The sequence below is a fragment of the Undibacterium sp. Di26W genome, from assembly GCF_049340265.1.
In the GTDB taxonomy this organism is placed as follows: domain Bacteria; phylum Pseudomonadota; class Gammaproteobacteria; order Burkholderiales; family Burkholderiaceae_D; genus Undibacterium.
The window spans coordinates 28,394-47,821 of the sequence record NZ_JBMPOR010000029.1 but is presented as its reverse complement, the minus strand read 5'-3'; the positions used below and the strand labels follow the sequence as shown (position 1 = coordinate 47,821).

Below are 19,428 nucleotides of genomic sequence, written 5' to 3'. Positions count from 1 at the left end.
GGCTGTGGCAAAGACCATACCCAAGGCAGTGCAGCCTTGTGTGTGTAATTGATCTTTGACCAGAGTTTGCATAATGAGACTGAAATTGGGATAGCGACTGACACGATTATCTGCGGGTGTAGTAAGCCTGTCAAGTTGCTAAACCGTTCATTTCGCCACAAACTTTACACCGTCAGGGGACAGCATAAAGCGCAAATGACATAGTCCCGTATAATCCGTCTATGCAAAATTTACTCCACAACTTAAATCCTGAACAACTCGCTGCCGTGACCCTGCCGGCGCAGTCTGCCCTGATTTTGGCCGGTGCCGGTTCTGGCAAGACGCGTGTGCTGACGACCAGGATAGCGTGGCTGATCCAGACTGGCCAGGTATCACCCGGTGGTATTTTGGCAGTGACCTTTACTAACAAGGCGGCCAAGGAGATGTTGACGCGCCTGTCGGCCATGTTGCCGATTAATACACGTGGCATGTGGATAGGCACTTTCCATGGCTTGTGTAACCGCCTGTTGCGCGCGCATCACCGTGACGCTGGTTTGCCGTCGACTTTCCAGATTCTCGATTCTGCCGACCAGTTATCCTTCATCAAGCGTTTGTTGAAGGCGAACAATATCGATGATGAAAAATTTCCACCCAAAACCCTGATGTATTTCATTAATGGTGCCAAGGACCAGGGTTTGCGTGCTGCCCAGGTCGATGCCTATGATGATTTCAATCGCAAGCTGGTCGGTCTGTATGATTTGTATGATGCCCAATGTCAGCGTGAAGGCGTAGTCGATTTTGCCGAGTTGCTGTTGCGCACCTATGAATTATTGAGCCGTAACCAGCCCTTGCGTGAACATTATCAGAACAGGTTTCGCCACATCCTCGTTGACGAGTTCCAGGATACCAATGACTTGCAATACAAATGGTTGAAACTGATGGCCGGCGAGGGCACCAAGAACGGCGGGGCGGTCTTTGCAGTGGGTGATGATGACCAGAGTATCTATGCCTTCCGTGGTGCGAATGTCGGCAATATGTCATCCTTTGAACGTGAATTCCAGGTACAGAACCTGATCAAGCTGGAACAGAATTACCGTTCACATGGTCACATTCTGGACAGCGCAAACGTGCTGATAGAACACAATAGCAAACGCCTGGGTAAAAATCTGCGTACCGATGCCGGTCACGGTGAACCTGTGCGCATCATGGAAGCCAGCAGTGATATACAGGAAGCCAACTGGATCATCGATGAAGCCAAGAACTTGATACGTGAAGGTTCGCTGCGCAGCGAAATCGCGATCTTGTATCGCTCGAACGCACAGTCGCGTGTGATTGAGCATGCCTTGTTCACGGCTGGCATACCATATCGCGTATATGGCGGGCAGCGTTTTTTTGAGCGGGCCGAGATCAAGCATGCGATTGCTTATCTGCAATTGATGGACAATCCGCATAATGATTCTGCGTTTTTGCGTGTGGTCAACTTCCCTACCCGTGGCATAGGCGCACGTTCGCTGGAGCAATTGCAGGATGTCGCCAGACAGCAGAATAGTTCCATGTATGCAGCCGTGCGGTATGTGTCAGGCAAGGCCGGTTCTTCGCTGGCATCTTTCGTTAAATTGATAGAAGGTGCGCGTTTCGAAACACAGAACCTGCCTTTACCCGAAATGGTAAAAATTGTGCTGGAAGTAAGCACTTTGCTAACGCACTACCAGACCGAAAAAGAGGGTGCAGACCGTATAGAAAATCTGGAACAGTTGGTGAATGCGGCAACCCTGTTTGTGTCAGAAGAAGGCTTCAATAAAGAAGCGCCAGCCTATGCTGGCCCGGCCAGCAGTGCTGCGGTCTTGCTGGAAAACGGGAATGGTGATCAGATCATTGATGCTGATGCAGCCTTGCCAACGGTGATGTCACCGCTGTCGGCTTTTCTCTCGCATGCGTCATTGGAAGCTGGCGACAATCAGGCGCAAGCTGGACAGGATGCCATGCAGTTGATGACCGTGCATTCGGCCAAGGGGCTTGAATTTGATGCGGTCTTTATCACCGGTCTGGAAGAAGGCTTGTTCCCGCACGAAAACAGCGCGCAGGAAGAAAGCGGCGTCGAAGAAGAACGTCGCCTCATGTATGTGGCGATTACCCGAGCACGCCAGCGTCTGTACCTGAGCTTTTCACAAACCCGCATGCTGCATGGCCAGACGCGCTACAACCTGCGTTCACGCTTCCTGGGAGAATTGCCCGAAGAATCAATCAAGTGGTTGTCACCCAAAATACAGGCAAGCTGGTTTGGCAATAAAAAGTCTGCATGGGATGAAGCGCCCGATGATGCCGCTAACCGGATTGCACAGAGTTTTAAACAGAGTAACGACAAAATGGCCTGGCGCGTAGGACAGAATGTTGTGCATGAAAAATTTGGTGAAGGCGTGATTGACAAAATCATAGGCGGTAGCGGTGGTGCCGTTGCGAGTGCCTATATCAATTTCGGAAAATTAGGTGTGAAACAGTTGGACCTGAGTAGTGCAAAACTACAAAAAGTATAAAAGCAGAAAATGGATGTGGCGAACGTGGGCTATGCTTCATGCACCATGGTCACGTATCACTTTGGACTTGCAGATCAAGATGCGTAACGGTCTTGGGTCTTGATCTGCAAGTCAAAAAAATGGCCTAAATGTAATAGGCACTGACCGTCATGATTTTGGCCATGAATTTCATTCCTGCCTTGACCGGTGCCGGCAGCTCGCTGGCACCCAGCGACTGGGCAGCCGCACCGTGAGCAATCTCATCTACACGCATCTGTTCCACAATGGCGCGCGACCTGGCATCTTGCGCAGGTAATTTATCCATGTGGCTGGCAAGATGGGCTTCAACCTGACGTTCGGTTTCAACCACAAATCCCAGGCTGAGCTTGTCGCCGCTTTTGGCCGCCAGCATGCCAACTGCATAGGCACCGACATACCACAAGGGGTTCAGCAGGCTGGTGTGTGAATTCAATTCCTTCAAGCGGCCTGCAGTCCATGCAAGGTGATCTTCTTCTTCGATACCGGAATACTGAAATTGCTGGCGGATATCATCCGTTTTCGTGAACGCGCCCTGGGCGTCATACAAAGCTTGGGCGCAAATCTCGCCCACATGATTGACACGCATCAGGCCGGCGCTATGGGTTTTTTCTTCATCCGACATGGTTGCTTCGTCTATCCCCTGGGCCGGATTACCGCGTCTGGCACGGGCTTGTCCATTCACGACACGCAATGCGCGGTCAAATCCCTGGATGAGGTGGTCGATTGCTAAAGTACTCATAGATTATGCCTGAAGAAGTAAGCGTCAATGGCCGAATTATAGGACAGAACACCGCGTGCTTCAGAGGGATTGCCAGGCTGCATGATTCACATCAAGACTTTCAAGAAAATTGTGATTCTCACAATAAGAAAGAAGATGCTTGTTGCGATAACGCCACATAAAATTTGCTTAAATACGGTCGTTCGCAAATTCTCTTTGCCCTAAATCTTTTAATTTGTTCCAATGGAATCTAGCTTCTTAATCAGCAGGTTTTGAAGTCTTGGCAAGACTAAATACAAAAGCATGACCATGCAAAAACGTCTGGTCGGTAAAAATACTTATAATTTTGGAGACTGTTTAAATGAAAAAAACGATACTGGCTTTTGCAGTTCTGAGTGCATTTGCAGCGACAGCGTCTGCACAATCTTCCGTTACTATCTACGGGATTATTGATGCAGCAGTGGTAGCGACTACTAATCAGACTGCTACCGGCGGCTCTAAATTTTCCATGGATGCAGGCCAATTGCTGACTTCCCGCTGGGGTATCAAAGGTTCTGAAGATCTGGGCGGCGGTTTGAAAGCCAACTTCAATCTGGAAGGTACATTGGCCAATGACACTGGTGCAGCCGGTGCAGGTTTTGGCGGTAATGTGTTTAACCAGACTGGTAATAACACTTCCCTGTTTGATCGCCTGTCATGGGTAGGTCTGTCCGGTGATTTCGGTGCCGTCACTCTGGGTCGTAACAATATTCTGGGTGTGGATTCTGTTGGTCTGGCTGATCCTATGAGTCTGGCACATGCAGGTTCTAATCCTAACGTGATGTTCAGTGCATTGAATTCTGGTGCCTTCTTTGGTGGTTTCGGTACTAACCAGGGCGGTACAGCACTGCGTCAAAACAATTCCATCAAATATGTTTCCCCATTGATGTCAGGCTTCGGCGGCGCGTTGATGTATGGCTTCGGTGAAAAAGCCGGCGATACAACAGCCAGCAACTACGCTGGTTTGTCTGGTTTCTTCACTGATGGTACCAATGGCGCGGCTGTGTCTTATGCAAAAATGAAAGACAATGCCAATGTAGCCAACCTGACTGGCTTTGCCGCTGGTGCCAAGTTTAAGGTCACTCCGTCTATTATGCTACGCGGCACATATGCACAAACCAAGGTCGAAGGCGCTATCAAGATTGATGCTCTGCCAAGCGCAGACGGACGCAAGATTGCTGTGATTGGCCTGGGTGCAGATTTCAGTTTGTCTGATCAGACAACACTGACAGCCGCTTATTACAACACCAAACGTTCCGGCGACATCGACGGTAAAGCCGATCAGTTCATCGGACTGGCCAAATATGCATTTAGCAAACGTACAACAGCGTATGCATCCCTGACCTATGCAAAAGCCGGTTCTCTAAATGCACAAGATGTATCGCTGGCACTGGGTATCATTGGTGCGGGTAACAGTTCAGCAACGCGTACAGCAGTAGGTGTATTGCACGCATTCTGATCATAAACTGATCGCAGTATATGCAAAGGTCGCCTTGGGGCGGCCTTTGCAGTTTGTTTTTTTGATAATAGAAAATAGATTTCAAGACAATTTGTTGTACTTTTGCACATCAGTAATGTTGCATTTCAGGCATCAAAAGTGTGTTAATTTAAGCAATTAATGTTGCTTATTTGAGACATTTTTTGTCCATATCCCCCTCCAAAGCCGAATTAGCTTGGCTGTCCAAGGCCAATTTTGGTCAAATACGTTAACTTCTTTTTAGCAGTCTTGTAGGTACATAAGAATTAGCGCGTTTTGTGCGATCAAGTTTTGGCTCTGTTTTGCGCGAAAATGTGCTTAATGTAGTTCATATCAATGTGAAATCCTTTGGAGAAATATAAATGAAAAAATCACTCATCGCTTTGTCCGTTTTGGCAGCTGTTGCTGGTACTGCGCAAGCACAATCATCCGTAACTATCTACGGTGTTCTGGACATGGCTTTGCAAAATGAAAACAATGGCGCTGGTACAAAAGGCGCAGGCAATATTACAGCTCTGGATTCCGGCGTTCAATCCGGTTCCCGTTTGGGCTTTAAGGGTACTGAAGATTTGGGTGGCGGTCTGAAAGCCATCTTCAAGCTGGAAATGGGCGTTAATGCTGATACAGGTGCATCTGCTCAAGGTGGCGTGGCATTCGGTCGTGCAGCTTGGGTAGGTTTGGCTGGTGACTTTGGTGTTGTTAAATTGGGCCGTCAAAACAAGCCTATGTTCGACGCCGTTGACTCTATCGATCCATTCAGCACTGGTATCGTCGGCGGCACAGCTGGCCAAAGTACAAGTGCAACTGGTTTCGGTAACCTGTTCTTCGCGACCAACCCACGTTCCACAAACACAATCAACTACTCCACTAATGATCTGAGTGGTTTCACTGGCTCCGTTGCTTACACATTTGGTGAAGCTGCTGGCGACAACTCTAAAAGCCGTGGTATTGGTGCGTCTGGCCAATATGCTGCTGGCCCGTTCCTTGGCGTGATTGCTTACCACACAGAAAATGATGCGGCTGCACTAGCAACCAAGCATTTGTTTGCAGGTGCAACATATGACTTTACAGTAGTTAAAGCTGCTTTGGCATACGGTAAAGTTACTTCTGACAATAACTCTGTTGATAGCAAAATGTGGTTGTTGGGCGGAACAGTACCAGTAAGTGCTGCTGGCGCAATCGTCGGTACATACGCACGTGTAACAAATAACCTGGTATCAGCTGGTAATTCTAACCAAATCGCTATTGGTTACACTCACTCTCTGTCCAAGCGTACAAACATCTACACATCCTTCGAGCGTCTTTCGAATGATGCTAATACAAACGCAGGTGGTCTGGCTTCCGGTAACGGTGTGACAGAACGTCTGGTGAACGTAGGTATCCGTCACATGTTCTAATTTTTTATACTGGCCTTAGGGGCAGTATGAGAAATGTAAAAAAAGCACCTAGATGGTGCTTTTTTTTATGGCTCTTGCTTATTGGGGAATATTTCTGAGCCGTAAAGTCAAGTCACATATCTGTCATTTGGTGATTTGTCTGGTCAAAAAAACTGTCAGATCATTTAGCCATTCTTTCGTTATTACTTATGTGAAGTAAGTGATTGCTCTCTTGAGAGCGGTAGTTGTCATTTAGGCGAAGCTGACACTAAGACCAGGTAGTGGTACGCCAGAAAAAGCCGTTCCCCAGGTTTGCCCGGCCTGTACCGGATACGCATCAGTCCAGGTGCCGGTCGTGATAATCTCACCCGCCTGCAAGGCCGGAAACTGCGGTTGTTCTTGCAGCAGCCGGTGCAAATACCAGATGGCGTGCAGCGGGCTGTCCAGCACGTCGCTACCATAGCCTGCGCTGAGCAACGAGCCGTCGCAAGATAAAGACACGCTGGCATTCGCCAGCACTTCTGCCAGATGCTGACGGCTGGCGCTGGACAGTATGCGTGGCTCGCCTATCAGCAAGGTGCCGTGCAGGCCAAGGGCAGCAATGGCGTCCGCGGCTTCGAACTTCCAGTCGGGGTAGGGGCTGACGACGATTTCTATGCCGTGCGCCATCCATTCCAGGCAATCAGCCAATTCTTCTATGGTGGCGTCTGCTGCAGGTGTGCGGCCCAGCTTGAAGACAATCTCAGGCTCTATGCGGGGTTGCAAGGCACCAGTCAGGCTTTGATAGACATAGGCGTCTTCCACATAGCGTACCGTGCTATCAAACAGGCTGCTCCAGATGGGGGCACGAATAGCTTCCCTGGCACCGTATTTGGACCATAGCTTGCGATTGGTAAAACCCAGCTTGCGTCCGATGCGCACTTCACCTTCGGCTATGCGTATGGCATCTGAGGCTTTAGCGATTTCATAGGCATCATGAATGCTTAAATCGAATTGGGAAGTCAGTGGATGCAAGGGCTGGAAACGGGCCCTGGCTTCAAGGAAGGTGTAGGCATGGTGTTCGGCTTGTAGGGACATGGCATCAAGTTGGTTGGTTTGAGCACAAAAAAATTCTGGAAGGCGTGGGTGTGTCACTTTCTGTTTCTGGAATAGTTCTTAGAACCTATTTACGATCTTAAGCACGTGCGCAATCGGAGTCCACGCGGGGCTCATGCGCTGCTCAAAATGCGCATGGTCCAGAGACCATTCCGCTTTTTGCGCTGCGCTTTTTGCCCTGACCCTGCTGACGCACGCTCGCTACAGATCGCAAACAGGTTCTTACTGCCACGTGCAGGCAATGCAAAGCATGGCTTTAATGGCGATAGAGAAACGAGGTCTGCACCCTTAAGCGCCTCCCCATAATTCACCGTTATTGCCCGATCTGGGCATGGTTACGCCAAAATGTTCATAGGCGGACGGAGTTGCTATCCGGCCCCGGGGTGTACGCTGTAAAAATCCTTGCTGTATCAGATAGGGTTCCAATACATCTTCTATGGTGTCGCGTTCTTCGCCTATGGCGGCGGCAACATTGTCCAGACCGACCGGGCCACCACCAAACTTGAAGAGTATGGCTTCCAGCAATTTTCTATCCATCAGATCAAATCCGGCGGCATCCACATCCAGCATTTTCAGGGCAGCATCGGCCATGGCGCGGGTGATTTCGCCATTGCCTTTGACCTCGGCATAGTCGCGTACACGTCGCAACAGGCGATTGGCTATCCTGGGCGTGCCACGTGCCCGCTTGGCGATTTCACCGGCTCCATCGGCCTGTATCGGCGCATGCAGCAATGAAGCTGAGCGGGTGACGATCTTGGTCAATTCTTCCGGCGTATAAAATTCCAGTCTGGCGACGATACCAAAACGGTCGCGCAGCGGGTTGGTCAGCATGCCGGCGCGGGTTGTTGCCCCCACCAGGGTGAACGGCTGCAAATCCAGTTTCACCGAGCGGGCCGCAGGGCCTTCACCGATCATGATATCGATCTGGTAATCTTCCAGCGCCGGGTACAAAATTTCTTCCACGACCGGTGACAATCTGTGAATTTCATCGATGAACAAGACATCGTTTGCTTCCAGGTTGGTTAGCAGGGCAGCCAGGTCGCCCGCACGTTCCAGCACCGGTCCCGATGTCTGGCGCAGATTGACACCCATCTCGCGTGCAATAATATGCGCGAGGGTGGTTTTACCCAGGCCTGGCGGACCAAACAGCAGCGTGTGATCGAGTGCTTCGCTGCGTTGTCTGGCAGCGGTGATAAAAATTTCCAACTGGCCGCGTATCTTTTCCTGCCCCACATACTCATCCAGTTGTTTGGGGCGCAGGGCGCGTTCTATCGCTTCTTCATTGGGGGAGCTCGGCGTTGCCGAGATAATGCGCGGCTCGCTGAAGTTGGAAGAAAGATTATCTGTCTGTATCGTCATCGCTTAGCCTTTGGACAGTGCTTTCAATGCCAGCTTGATACCGTCGGATACCCCGCTGCCGGCAGGCACGGATTTCATCGCCAGCAAGGCTTCTTTGTCGGAATAACCAAGGGCTTGCAAGGCATTCAGGATATCGGCGCTATGGTCACCTGCCGCCAGCGCGGCTGTTGCAGTACCCAGGTCTGCGCCCAATTTACCTTTCAGTTCCAGTAGCAGGCGTTCAGCGGTCTTTTTGCCTATGCCAGGCACGCGGGTCAGGCGTCCGGCTTCCTGCAGGGTAATCGCCTGCGCCAGATCAGCGACTGACATGCCGGACAGGATAGACAGGGCAGTGCGGGCACCAACCCCGCTGATCTTGATCAGTTGTTTGAAGGTGCTGCGTTCTTCTGCCGTACCAAAACCAAACAGCACGTGCGCATCTTCGCGTATCGCCAGGTGGGTCAGCAAGACGACTTTTTCACCCAGGTGCGGCAGATTATAGAAGGTGCTCATGGGCACATCGACTTCATAGCCTACGCCCTGGCAATCGACCAGCAATTGCGGAGGATTCTTTTCTATCAGAGTGCCAGCAATGCGACCTATCATGAGACTGCTTTCATACTGTATGAATAAGCAGTGATAGTAAACGATTCTTGGGCGTTTGACGAGGCTCGCGGGGAAATTATATTGATATTGCGATATCGCAATTATTGATCACGAGCGCCTGACAAGAATGAGCAGCATCCCTGTCAGGGTTTAACCTACCAGCCGCCCGCCCTTGACGCGCAAGCCCTTCTTGGCCAAGCCTGGCGCAATCGCCCCCAGAGTTGCAAGGATATCACCGCTATGCGCATGGCAAATCGCCACACCCAGCGCATCGGCTGCATCGCTGCCAGGCAGGCCAGACAGCGCCAGCAGGCGCTGTACCATATCCTGTACCTGTTCCTTCTTGGCCCGGCCATGGCCGACCACTCCCTGTTTGACTTGCAGGGCCGTGTATTCTGCGACTACCAGGTCGGCCGCCACCAGAGCACAAATGGCCGCCCCGCGTGCCTGCCCCAGCAAGAGCGTGGATTGTGGATTGACGTTGACGAACACTTTTTCTATGGCCGCACAATCGGGCTGGTAAGTGCGTACTACCTCAGAAACGCCTGATAAAATGGTCTTTAAGCGTTCCGGTAAAGTGCCATCAATGGTCTTTATGGTGCCCGAGGCGATATACGTCAGCTTGCTGCCCTGTTTGTGAATGACGCCAAAACCGGTAGTGCGCAAGCCGGGGTCTATGCCTAGGATTTTCATGAATTGTTTTTGTGGGTATCGGTGGTCTGGCGCTAATTGCCGATGTTGCTGAGAGGGTGTTGCTTAAGAGTATAGCGTATCAATGTGGAGTTTTATTTGTGCTTATGTGAGTAGGTAATTACTTTTGTTTATTGTTATTTGTGACTGGTATGCGTGAACAACCAACGCTGCTGGAGCGCCAGCCCGGTAGCCTCCAGTCTGGCACTAGTCAGAATAGTGACGTAAGCCATAAAGATGAGAGGGCAGAATAAAAAACGGCTCTGGGATAACAGAGCCGTTAATTTGATCAATACAGCATCAGCACCGTATCAACACCGCATCAATGACGGAAATGACGGGTACCCGTGTACACCATCACCACACCGCGTTCATCAGCAGCATCAATCACTTCCTGGTCACGCATGGAACCACCGGGATGGATGACACAGGTCGCGCCAGCATCCACCACGACATCCAGGCCATCACGGAAGGGGAAGAACGCGTCGGACGCTACCGCAGAACCGGCCAGTATCAGGCCAGCATTCTGCGCCTTGATAGAGGCGATACGGGCAGAGTCAATCCGGCTCATCTGGCCGGCACCTACACCCAGCGTCATGCCATTGCCGCAGAAGACGATGGCATTTGATTTGACATATTTGGCCACGCGCCAGGCGAACATCATGTCAGCCATTTGTTGTGGGCTTGGCTGCAATTTCGAGACGACGCGCAATTCTTCCTGTAGGACGTTTTTGGCATCTGGTGCCTGCACCAGCAAACCACCGCCGACGCGTTTCATATCGTACTGGTTGAAGCCGGCACCCAAAGAAATTTCCAGCAGGCGTACGTTTTGTTTGGCTGCAAAAATCTGTTTGGCTTCCGCAGTGAAGGATGGCGCGATCAACACTTCGACGAATTGCTTGGCGACGATTTCAGCAGCCTTGCCGTCGAGTTCGCGATTGAAAGCGATGATGCCGCCGAAAGCAGACGTAGGGTCTGTCTGCAAAGCCTTGCTATACGATTCAAACGGCGTCGCACCCAGCGCCACGCCGCAAGGATTGGCATGCTTAACGATGACGCAGGCAGATTCAGCGAAAGACTTCACGCATTCCCAGGCAGCATCGGCGTCGGCGATATTGTTGTAAGACAGTTCCTTGCCTTGCAATTGCTTGTAGTTGGCCAATGAGCCTTCGAGAGACTTCAGGTCGCGGTAAAAAGCCGCAGACTGGTGTGGGTTTTCACCGTAACGCATTTCCTGCACTTTTTCAAAATGCAGGTTCAGTGTTTGTGGATAAGCGCTGCGTGTAGCATGCGCCTTGTCTTCACCCAGGCTGCTCAGGTAATTGGTGATGGCACCATCGTATTGCGCGGTGTGGGCAAATACTTTTTTTGCCAGTGAAAACTTGGTGTTATAGCTGACGACGTTTTGATGTGCCTTCATCTCTGCCAGCACCACGGCATAATCAGCCGGGTCAACAATGACAGTCACGTCTTTGTGGTTCTTGGCAGACGAACGCAACATGGTCGGGCCGCCGATGTCGATATTTTCTATCGCATCTTCGAGTGAGCATTCGCCCTTGGCCACAGTTTGCTGGAACGGGTACAGGTTCACCACCACCATGTCGATGGTAGGAATGCCATGCTGTTCCAGCGCAGCCACGTGTTCAGGGAAATCACGGCGCGCCAGGATGCCCCCATGCACTTTCGGGTGCAGGGTCTTGACACGGCCATCGAGCATCTCAGGAAAACCGGTGTAGTCTGCCACTTCAGTCACAGGCAGGCCGTTGTCAGCCAGCAGTTTGGCCGTGCCACCCGTGGACAAGAGCTTGACACCGAGCGCAGACAATTCACGTGCAAATTCGAGCACACCGGTCTTGTCGGAGACGGAAATGAGGGCTTGTTTGATCATGATTTTTGATATGAGTAAGGAAATCGGTGTCATGCCTCGCGGATAGATTAAAGCAAACCGTGTTGCTGCAATTTCTTGCGCAAGGTATTCCGGTTAATGCCTAACATATCAGCGGCTTGTGACTGGTTGCTGGAGGCCCGCGTCATGACCATTTCTAACATTGGCTTTTCAACGGCTAACACGACCATGTCGTAAATATTGGATGCGGGTTGCTCGCCCAGGTCCCGGAAATATTTTTCCAGGTTTTTGTGGACGGCGTCTTGGATGCTATCTTTGCTCATGCTGTTTTTATCACTGTTCGGTTATGCCAGGCGGCGAGTTGTCCGTGGATGAAGGACGGGAAGACAAAAGGGTATTCGCCTTACGCTGCCAGTTTTTCTTCAAAGGGGCGGTATTGTAACCGCTCCCCATCCATGTGATCAAAAAAACTGCTGACGGCGGCAAGTTGTTCATCACAGTCCGTCAGTAAGTTCATTTGTTGCCGGAATTCTTCACCACCTACCAGGTCTTGCATATACCAGCCTATGTGTTTGCGTGCCGTTCGTACACCGAGATAGTCACCGTAGAAGGCATAGTGCGCTTTCAAATGGGCATCCATCAGTTCACGAACTTCAGAAATCAGAGGGGCAGGTAAATATTGTCCGGTATTGAGGAAGTGGGCGATCTCGCGAAAGATCCACGGTCGGCCTTGCGCCGCCCGGCCTATCATGATGGCGTCAGCACCGGTGACCTGCAAAACATATTTGGCCTTTTCCGGTGTCGTGATGTCGCCATTGGCAACCACGGGAATATTGACTGCGGCCTTGACCGCAGCGATGGTGTCATATTCGGCATCACCCTTGTAGCCATCGGCGCGGGTACGCCCATGCAGGGTCAGCATTTGTATGCCAGCCGCTTCTGCCATGCGGGCAATGTTCAGGGCATTTTTGTTTGCCCTGTCCCAGCCAGTACGAAACTTCAGCGTCACCGGCACATCGACTGCACCGACTACCGCATCCAGTATTTTCCCGACCAGGCTTTCATGTTGCAACAAGGCAGAACCGCACCAGGCATTGCAAACTTTTTTCACCGGACAACCCATATTGATATCGATGATTTGCGCACCTTTATCCACATTATGCCTGGCACATTCTGCCAGCATTTGCGGGTCAGCACCGGCGATCTGCACCGCCTTGGGTTCCATTTCGCCTTCATGGTTGGTACGGCGCGTCGATTTTTCTGTTTCCCAGAGCTTGGGATTGGATGCCGCCATTTCAGATACGGCATAGCCTGCACCCAGTTCCTTGCATAACTGACGGAAAGGCCTGTCCGTCACACCAGCCATGGGAGCGACAAAAATATTATTACGCAGCACGTAAGAGCCGATTTGCACGATCAGGGAAGGGGAAATTCGAAGAAGCGCTATTCTACCTGAATCCTGCCTAAATATTCGGCAAAATCATGACCGTTCGTCGGGAATATTTTTATCTATATGGCATGATCACTTAATAGTATAAATCTAGTAAAAGACGCGTCTTTTAGACTTGCATTTCTAAATTATTGCCATAGCCAATTTACCAACCTGTGTTGCAGTACTTGTGTATACTCTAGTTACTAGTTGACTAAACACGTTCTTACAGACTCCTGACAAAAGTGCATTCCCATGGCCTTGATTTGCTGATCGTCGTCAAGGGAATACATTTTTTATATTAAGGGAGTTGTCGTGAACACGCAAAACAAGGAGGCAGTACATAGAATTACCATCGTTGGCGGTGGTGCAGGCGGGCTGGAACTGGCAGTCCGTCTGGGCAAGAAACTGGGCAAGAAAGCGAAGGCGATCATCACGCTGGTGGATGCCAGCCGTACTCATTTGTGGAAACCTTTATTGCACCAGGTTGCCGCAGGTACCCTCGACAGCCACGCCGACGAACGCGAATATTTTGCCTTGGCAAGATCGAATCATTTTGAATTCCGGCTGGGCCGCATGGATGGCTTGTCACGCGACAAGAAAGAAATCTACCTCGCTCCCACTCTCGATGAAAACGGCATAGAGTTATTGCCACGTCAGGCCATTCCTTATGATAGCCTGGTGATTGCACTGGGCAGCCAGACCAATGACTTTGGTACGCCTGGCGCACGTGAAAATTGCATCATGCTGGATTCTCTGGCTGCTGCAGAACGCTTCCATCAAAAACTCATCAATTGCTGCCTGCGTGCACAAACCCAGGCCCAGGCTGTGGGGGAAGGACGCTTTACCGTCACCATCATCGGTGGTGGTGCCACCGGTGTAGAGCTAGCCGCCGAGTTGCACATGACTACCAAAATCCTGTCCAGTTATGGGCTGGTTAATTTCCATCCTGAAAAAGACTTGAAGATCGTCATCGTTGATGCCGCACCGCGTTTGCTGCAAATGCTGCCTGAGCGCTTGTCAGAAGCCGTGGCGCGCGAATTGCGCAGCATTGCCGTTGAAATTCATACCAACGAAAAAGTCGTCGAAGTTTCCAAGGCCGGCGTGCAAATGGCAGGTGGCAAATTCATCCCCAGCGGCATCGTGGTATGGGCGGCAGGTATCAAGGCACCAGAATTCTTGAAAGACCTTGATGACCTGGAATGTAATCGCATCAATCAACTGGTCGTCAACCGGTCCTTGCAAACAACGCGCGATCCTTCCATCTTTGCCCTCGGCGATTGCTGTGCCTGTCCGCAAGGTGAGGGTTTGCCGAACGTGCCTCCTCGCGCCCAATCTGCACATCAGCAAGCCAGCTTGCTGGCCAAGTCACTGACACGCCAGTTGCAAGGCAAGTCGCTGCTGGAATTTACCTACAAAGACCATGGTTCACTGGTGTCATTGGGTAATTACAGTACGGTTGGTAGCCTGATGGGGGCCATCGCCAGCGGTTCCGTTTTTATCGAAGGCACATTGGCGAAATGGATGTACTGGTCACTGCACAAGCATCATCAGGTGGCAGTCAATGGCCTGTTCCATACCTGGCTATCCACCTGGGCAGAAACCATAGACAGAGTGCGCAATCCGCGTATCAAGTTGCATTGATTTTTTTTCTGGACGGAGCCCTGCAGCGAGGCCTTGTGGCCAGCTATTGCTTGCAGGGGCAGACCTCGTTTGGTCACAGCAGAAATAGGGGGAGCTTGGGTTTTCTTGCTTCCTTGGTACCAGCTGCTTGACATCTCAAGCAGCATTCTTGCCATACCAAAGCAGAATTGCCAGCGCAATGGCGATCAGCACCAGCGGCAATTTTAAGTCTATCAGCCTGACCAGTAGTTTTTTCTGCGTACCATTTTTTGCATCATTCAATGCCCCGGCCCATTTGGCTTTTCGTAATTCAAGAAATGGGTCAAATCCATTCAGCGTTTGCGTATCCCTGTTATGAAATGCCGTCCGTGCAACGCCTTGTGACAGATTGAAATTGTTTAAAACAATTTCAGCCTTATTCCGGTCTTTGATCGCCAGGGTTTTTGCAGAGCCATCATAGAAGTTGAATTTGAATAGGGTTTTTTTGTATTTGCCATTCACGTTATTATGGGTCACTTCCAACTTGTGCAATTGTGCGAGGTCATATATGCCTATCTTCCATGACCTGACATCGACTATCGCCAATGGAAAAAGATAGCAGCCGGGAAGAAAGTAAAATTCCTTGTTGAGCTGATTGCGTTGCCAGATCGCATGGACGCCATAGATAAGGCCTGTCAACAACAGCGCATACAAGAAAATTGCCCGTTGGTCTTCCCATAGTATGCTGAGCGATTCCATTGCATCAGAAAATGCCACCAGCCATAATAAAATACTGCAAAAGAGGATGAGTAGCGCATTCAGCCCAAACCAGATCCTGTTTGATGTCGTGTCGGCATGCACTAGGTAATCAGGATTGGAAACAGACTTTAATAATTGTTTTTTGACACTGCGGGGCAGTGTATCAAAATCGAATTGATAAAAGACGCGCACGAATTCAGTCCTTAAATTTAAAATAGTGTGGTCAGTTGATGGTAGTCAGCGCCATAAAAAGCTTGCAATTATTCAACATTATCAGTATCACCAATTGTCTTGCTTTGGTCAACCTATGTGTCTGGAAATGATGTTTTGGGTGTGTCTGCTCACCAGAACACCGTTTTTTGATCTGATGCAGTTTGAAATGCATCCATCCGACAATTACCGGCACTAATCGACTGTCACCCGCCACTAATCGCAAACCAGAGGTAAAGGCAAATCCACATGCGTATATTTCAAATCTTGAATCATTCTTATGGAGAAGATGTGATGAAACACTGGAAAGCAGTAATCGCAGCCTGCCTGATTGGCTTTGCCATGAATGCCTCGTTTGCCGATGGCGTCAAGCTTGGTGCACCTGAGGGGTGGCAGCTATGGGGACCCTTGGGGGATAAATATGAGATGGGGATAGACCCGGCGGAAAGTACGCCTGATCACCCCGCGCTGATCATCGCTAGCAAAGACACACCAACGAATGAAACCGTCACCCTGATGCAGCAAGTGAATGCCGCAGAATGGGAAGGTGGCATGATTGAATTCAGTATGATGGCTAAAGCGGTCGGTGCGGAAAAGAACAGGATATGGTTACGCCATATGAAAGGCAGGAACCCCGTCACGGGAGAAAAACGCAACGTGCCGGAACTGATGGTGAACTCACGCAGCATACCAGACAGCAAGGGGTGGGAGCGGATTACCATCATCAGCTATTTACCCAAAGACGCAGGTGACGAAGACCGGCACTTTGACATTGGTATCTCACTTGCTTCCAAAGGCAAGATATGGGTCAGGGATATTAAATTGGAACGCAAACCTTTTGTACCGATTACCAATCCCGTTGATCTACCAGCTTTTCGCATGGGCTTACCCACCTATCCTGCCCGCAATCTTAACTTTACTGGTTAATTTTTCGGTCTTGCACATCTGCATCGCAATACATAAATCAAGCAAATATTGGAGTCAACATTGAAACACTGGAAAATTTTAGTCGCTGCGCCTCTGGTCGCATTTGCCGTCAACTTTTCTTTTGCCGGGCCTGTCAAAAATGGCATCCCCAAAGGCTGGATCGGTAGTGGAGCGATCTCTACCCATTATGAAAGCGGTCTCGATGAATCACAAGGCACAACTGAGCAGCCCGCCTTCTTCATCGCAGCAAAACAGGATATCGTTACGGATGATTTTGCGGCCATCACGCAAGTGATTGATGCCAGTGCCTATCGTGGGAAAATCATGTTCTTTACTGCATCGGCCCTGCACATAGGCGATCTTGGCGGTTATGAATTCTGGATCAGAACCACGGATGAGAAGGGACATACCTCTATTGCCTCCTCCTGGGCACGCAAGAGTGATACCTGGGAAGCAGTCAGAGTCAGATTGATGGTGCCAGACTATGCACAAAAATTGGAGCTGGGCGTGGGTATCAGAGACAAAGGTAAATTAATGGTAAAAGGCATGACTTTCAATGAAGCGCAGCCCAGCAATTCTGTGCCGGAGAGTAAGCCCATCGCCAATAAAATCACCATGGGGTCAGTCACAGGTACGATAAAGAACCTGAATTTTTCTGAATAATTTTCTGAATAATTTTCTGAAATAGATACAACAGATGCACACAGAAATTGCGATACCTCATCAAGATCAACAGGGTGATAACACAGTAATTACCTGGCCATTTTTGTCCACGGCGGCAGTGCTGGGACTGTTTGCTTATGCGGGGGTGAGCGCGGCTCGCTCTGCCTGGCTGGCAGATAGCCTTGCGCTCTTGCTGGCGTATACGCTGGCGCAGGCGGGACTGTGTCTGTCGCAAAAAACTACGCGGCTCAAGCATGCCGGTCAACGGTGGGGCGTCCTGGTATTGTTTGTATCGCTGGCCTTGTATGTGGGAGTAAGGGCTGAAACCATCTTCTGGCCACCCTTGACGACTGGCCATGCAAACTGGCTGCTGCCAGCCATCATTTTGGTATTTATCTTCGCCACAGTATTGCCCGCAGCCATAGACCTTGAAATCAAGCGTCGTACCCAGGCCAGCCTGGCAGCAGAAGCCAGCAAACACAGGGTGGAAAGACAAATGCTGGAAGCCAGGCTGGCTGCTTTGCAAGGGCAGATAGAACCGCATTTTTTGTTTAATACCCTGGCCAATACCCGTGCCCTGATACATCAGGATGCAGTACTTGCCGAGCAAATGCTGAACCACCTGATTGCCTATCTGCGTGCCGCCATGCCCGACATACGCCAGAGTACCACCACGCTGGGGCAAGAGCTCGACAGAGCTGCTGCATATCTGCAAATCTTCCAGATACGGCTGGGGCAGCGTTTTCAATTTTCTGTGCAAGCCGCAGACGATGTCAGGGCTTGCCTGATTCCACCGCTGGCTGTCATGAGTCTGGTAGAGAATGCCATCAAACATGGCATAGAACCGCAGCCTGGCGATGTGCGCATCGACATCAGCGCTAGTAGTGAGGCAGGACAATTGCAGATCATGGTCAGCGATAATGGTCGCGGTTTTCAGGATGAACTGGGCAGTGGTGTGGGTTTGCTGAATGTACAGGAAAGATTGCTGGCGCTGTTTGGCGAACAGGCAGAATTGCAATTGCAAGCGCAAGAATCCGGTGGCATATGCGCGACCATCTGCTTGCCAGCCAGGTCAGGTGAGTTGTCATGAGTATCAACAATCCCAGGGTACTGATCGCCGAAGACGAAGCGATTTTACGACAAGAACTGCAAAGCACATTGACGCAACTGTGGCCAGAGCTTGACATCATCGCTACTGTTGATGATGGTATCAAGGCCTTGCACGCGATAGCAGAACTACGTCCCGAGCTTGCCTTTCTGGACGTGCGCATGCCTGGCTTAAGCGGCATCGATGTCGCCCGTTTGGCGCAGCACCCTTGTCACATCGTATTTTTAACTGCCCACAATGATTATGCAGTCGATGCCTTTGATCAGGGGGCCGTTGACTACCTGCTCAAACCGCTCGATGCCGGGCGTCTGGCTTTGGCCGTGCAAAGACTGAAACAACGCCTGTCACAACAACCAGCCGACCTGTCCGCCCTGCAAGTCAGAAAACCGCAAGAGTCGCTGCGCTGGATACAGGCATCCGTCGGCAACCAGATACGCTTCATTAATGTCAGCGACGTGCTGTGTTTCAGGGCAGATTCTAAATACACCAAGGTCATCACAGCTAAACTCGAAGCCTATATCCGTACCACCATCAAGGATCTGGCAGCGCAACTGGATACCGATAAATTCTGGCAGATATCGCGCAGCAATATTGTCAGTGTGGCGGCGATTGACGCCGTTCAAAGAAATGATGGAGGGCTGGCCTTGCGATTGCAGCATGGAGATGCGTGGCTGGCGGTATCGCAGGCGTATCAACACCAGTTTCGCCAAATGTAGTTGCTAAGTGCTGGTTAAGCTAAGCGCGGCTCAATTTTGAGCCTGCGATGCTCGTCGTACTTGAGTACGAAGCGCTTCTTAACTCAAACTTGAACCGCTCGCTACGCTTACTCAGCGACTCCTTGGCGGCGCGCTGGGATTGATGAAGGAATGCTCAAACAAATCTGGCACCTGCTGACATTTTGGTTACGCGATATACTGTGTCACTAATGTTTGGTGGCGTTGGTTGCCGAGCAGCACGGTGAGCCAGAGAGCGATTTAGCGATCAGACAGTAGTGCACAAGGCCCACCGTATTGT

17 protein-coding genes are annotated in these 19,428 nt (G+C 50.6%); 8 read left to right on the top strand and 9 right to left on the bottom strand.

The features are described 5' to 3' along the window. Positions 1-221 precede the first annotated feature (221 nt). The gene (locus tag ACO0LM_RS25450) at positions 222-2,513 is read left to right on the top strand and encodes a UvrD-helicase domain-containing protein (RefSeq protein ID WP_423041190.1); all 2,292 of its coding nucleotides are present in this window, start codon (positions 222-224) and stop codon (positions 2,511-2,513) included. A 124-nt stretch (positions 2,514-2,637) separates the two neighbouring features. On the opposite strand, the gene coq7 is transcribed toward ACO0LM_RS25450, so the two are convergent. Continuing rightward, positions 2,638-3,270 (bottom strand): 2-polyprenyl-3-methyl-6-methoxy-1,4-benzoquinone monooxygenase, encoded by a 633-nt coding sequence (gene coq7, locus ACO0LM_RS25445; protein ID WP_423041188.1) that lies wholly within the window; start codon positions 3,268-3,270, stop codon positions 2,638-2,640. A gap of 340 nt (positions 3,271-3,610) precedes the next feature. Here coq7 and ACO0LM_RS25440 point away from each other — a divergent pair, with 340 nt between their 5' ends. Together ACO0LM_RS25440 and ACO0LM_RS25435 are read left to right on the top strand one after the other, a co-directional pair. Beyond that, positions 3,611-4,747, top strand: a complete 1,137-nt coding sequence (locus ACO0LM_RS25440) for a porin (RefSeq protein ID WP_423041186.1) — start codon at positions 3,611-3,613, stop codon at positions 4,745-4,747. Between the two features lie 380 nt (positions 4,748-5,127). Beyond that, positions 5,128-6,162 (top strand): porin, encoded by a 1,035-nt coding sequence (locus ACO0LM_RS25435; protein WP_423041184.1) that lies wholly within the window; start codon positions 5,128-5,130, stop codon positions 6,160-6,162. Between the two features lie 231 nt (positions 6,163-6,393). On the opposite strand, the gene ACO0LM_RS25430 is transcribed toward ACO0LM_RS25435, so the two are convergent. From ACO0LM_RS25430 to dusB, 7 genes are all read right to left on the bottom strand, one after another. Beyond that, positions 6,394-7,218, bottom strand: coding sequence for a 2-keto-4-pentenoate hydratase (locus ACO0LM_RS25430; RefSeq protein ID WP_422982615.1), 825 nt, complete (start codon positions 7,216-7,218; stop codon positions 6,394-6,396). A 306-nt stretch (positions 7,219-7,524) separates the two neighbouring features. Further along, the gene (gene ruvB, locus ACO0LM_RS25425; RefSeq protein ID WP_422982617.1) at positions 7,525-8,595 is read right to left on the bottom strand and encodes a Holliday junction branch migration DNA helicase RuvB; all 1,071 of its coding nucleotides are present in this window, start codon (positions 8,593-8,595) and stop codon (positions 7,525-7,527) included. Between the two features lie 3 nt (positions 8,596-8,598). Then, positions 8,599-9,180, bottom strand: coding sequence for a Holliday junction branch migration protein RuvA (ruvA, locus tag ACO0LM_RS25420; protein ID WP_423012883.1), 582 nt, complete (start codon positions 9,178-9,180; stop codon positions 8,599-8,601). Between the two features lie 150 nt (positions 9,181-9,330). Next, a complete protein-coding gene (ruvC, locus tag ACO0LM_RS25415; protein WP_423041182.1) occupies positions 9,331-9,873 on the bottom strand; it encodes a crossover junction endodeoxyribonuclease RuvC in 543 nt (180 codons plus the stop codon). 319 nt (positions 9,874-10,192) lie between these two features. Continuing rightward, positions 10,193-11,758, bottom strand: a complete 1,566-nt coding sequence (purH, locus tag ACO0LM_RS25410) for a bifunctional phosphoribosylaminoimidazolecarboxamide formyltransferase/IMP cyclohydrolase (RefSeq protein ID WP_423041180.1) — start codon at positions 11,756-11,758, stop codon at positions 10,193-10,195. Between the two features lie 47 nt (positions 11,759-11,805). Then, positions 11,806-12,039 carry a helix-turn-helix domain-containing protein gene (locus tag ACO0LM_RS25405; protein ID WP_110258221.1) on the bottom strand — a complete coding sequence of 78 codons (234 nt, stop codon included), beginning with the start codon at positions 12,037-12,039 and terminating at the stop codon, positions 11,806-11,808. 80 nt (positions 12,040-12,119) lie between these two features. Beyond that, entirely contained in the window at positions 12,120-13,130 is a 1,011-nt protein-coding gene (gene dusB, locus ACO0LM_RS25400; RefSeq protein ID WP_423041178.1) for a tRNA dihydrouridine synthase DusB, read from the bottom strand. A gap of 330 nt (positions 13,131-13,460) precedes the next feature. Between dusB and ACO0LM_RS25395 the strand changes: the two genes are divergently transcribed. Then, a complete protein-coding gene (locus ACO0LM_RS25395) occupies positions 13,461-14,789 on the top strand; it encodes an NAD(P)/FAD-dependent oxidoreductase (RefSeq protein ID WP_423041176.1) in 1,329 nt (442 codons plus the stop codon). 135 nt (positions 14,790-14,924) lie between these two features. On the opposite strand, the gene ACO0LM_RS25390 is transcribed toward ACO0LM_RS25395, so the two are convergent. Then, entirely contained in the window at positions 14,925-15,698 is a 774-nt protein-coding gene (locus tag ACO0LM_RS25390) for a hypothetical protein (protein WP_423041174.1), read from the bottom strand. A gap of 312 nt (positions 15,699-16,010) precedes the next feature. On the opposite strand from ACO0LM_RS25390, the gene ACO0LM_RS25385 reads away from it, so the two are divergent. Genes ACO0LM_RS25385 through ACO0LM_RS25370 form a run of 4 tightly spaced genes read left to right on the top strand, consistent with a single transcriptional unit; the run spans position 16,011 to position 19,130 of the window. After that, positions 16,011-16,643, top strand: coding sequence for a hypothetical protein (locus ACO0LM_RS25385; RefSeq protein WP_423041172.1), 633 nt, complete (start codon positions 16,011-16,013; stop codon positions 16,641-16,643). A 60-nt stretch (positions 16,644-16,703) separates the two neighbouring features. Next, positions 16,704-17,306, top strand: a complete 603-nt coding sequence (locus tag ACO0LM_RS25380) for a hypothetical protein (RefSeq protein WP_423041170.1) — start codon at positions 16,704-16,706, stop codon at positions 17,304-17,306. 34 nt (positions 17,307-17,340) lie between these two features. Then, positions 17,341-18,396, top strand: a complete 1,056-nt coding sequence (locus ACO0LM_RS25375; RefSeq protein ID WP_423041168.1) for a sensor histidine kinase — start codon at positions 17,341-17,343, stop codon at positions 18,394-18,396. Next, complete coding sequence (locus tag ACO0LM_RS25370) at positions 18,393-19,130, top strand: LytR/AlgR family response regulator transcription factor (RefSeq protein WP_423041166.1); 738 nt, start codon at positions 18,393-18,395, stop codon at positions 19,128-19,130. The genes ACO0LM_RS25375 and ACO0LM_RS25370 overlap by 4 nt, the downstream gene beginning before the upstream one ends. Positions 19,131-19,428 lie beyond the last annotated feature (298 nt).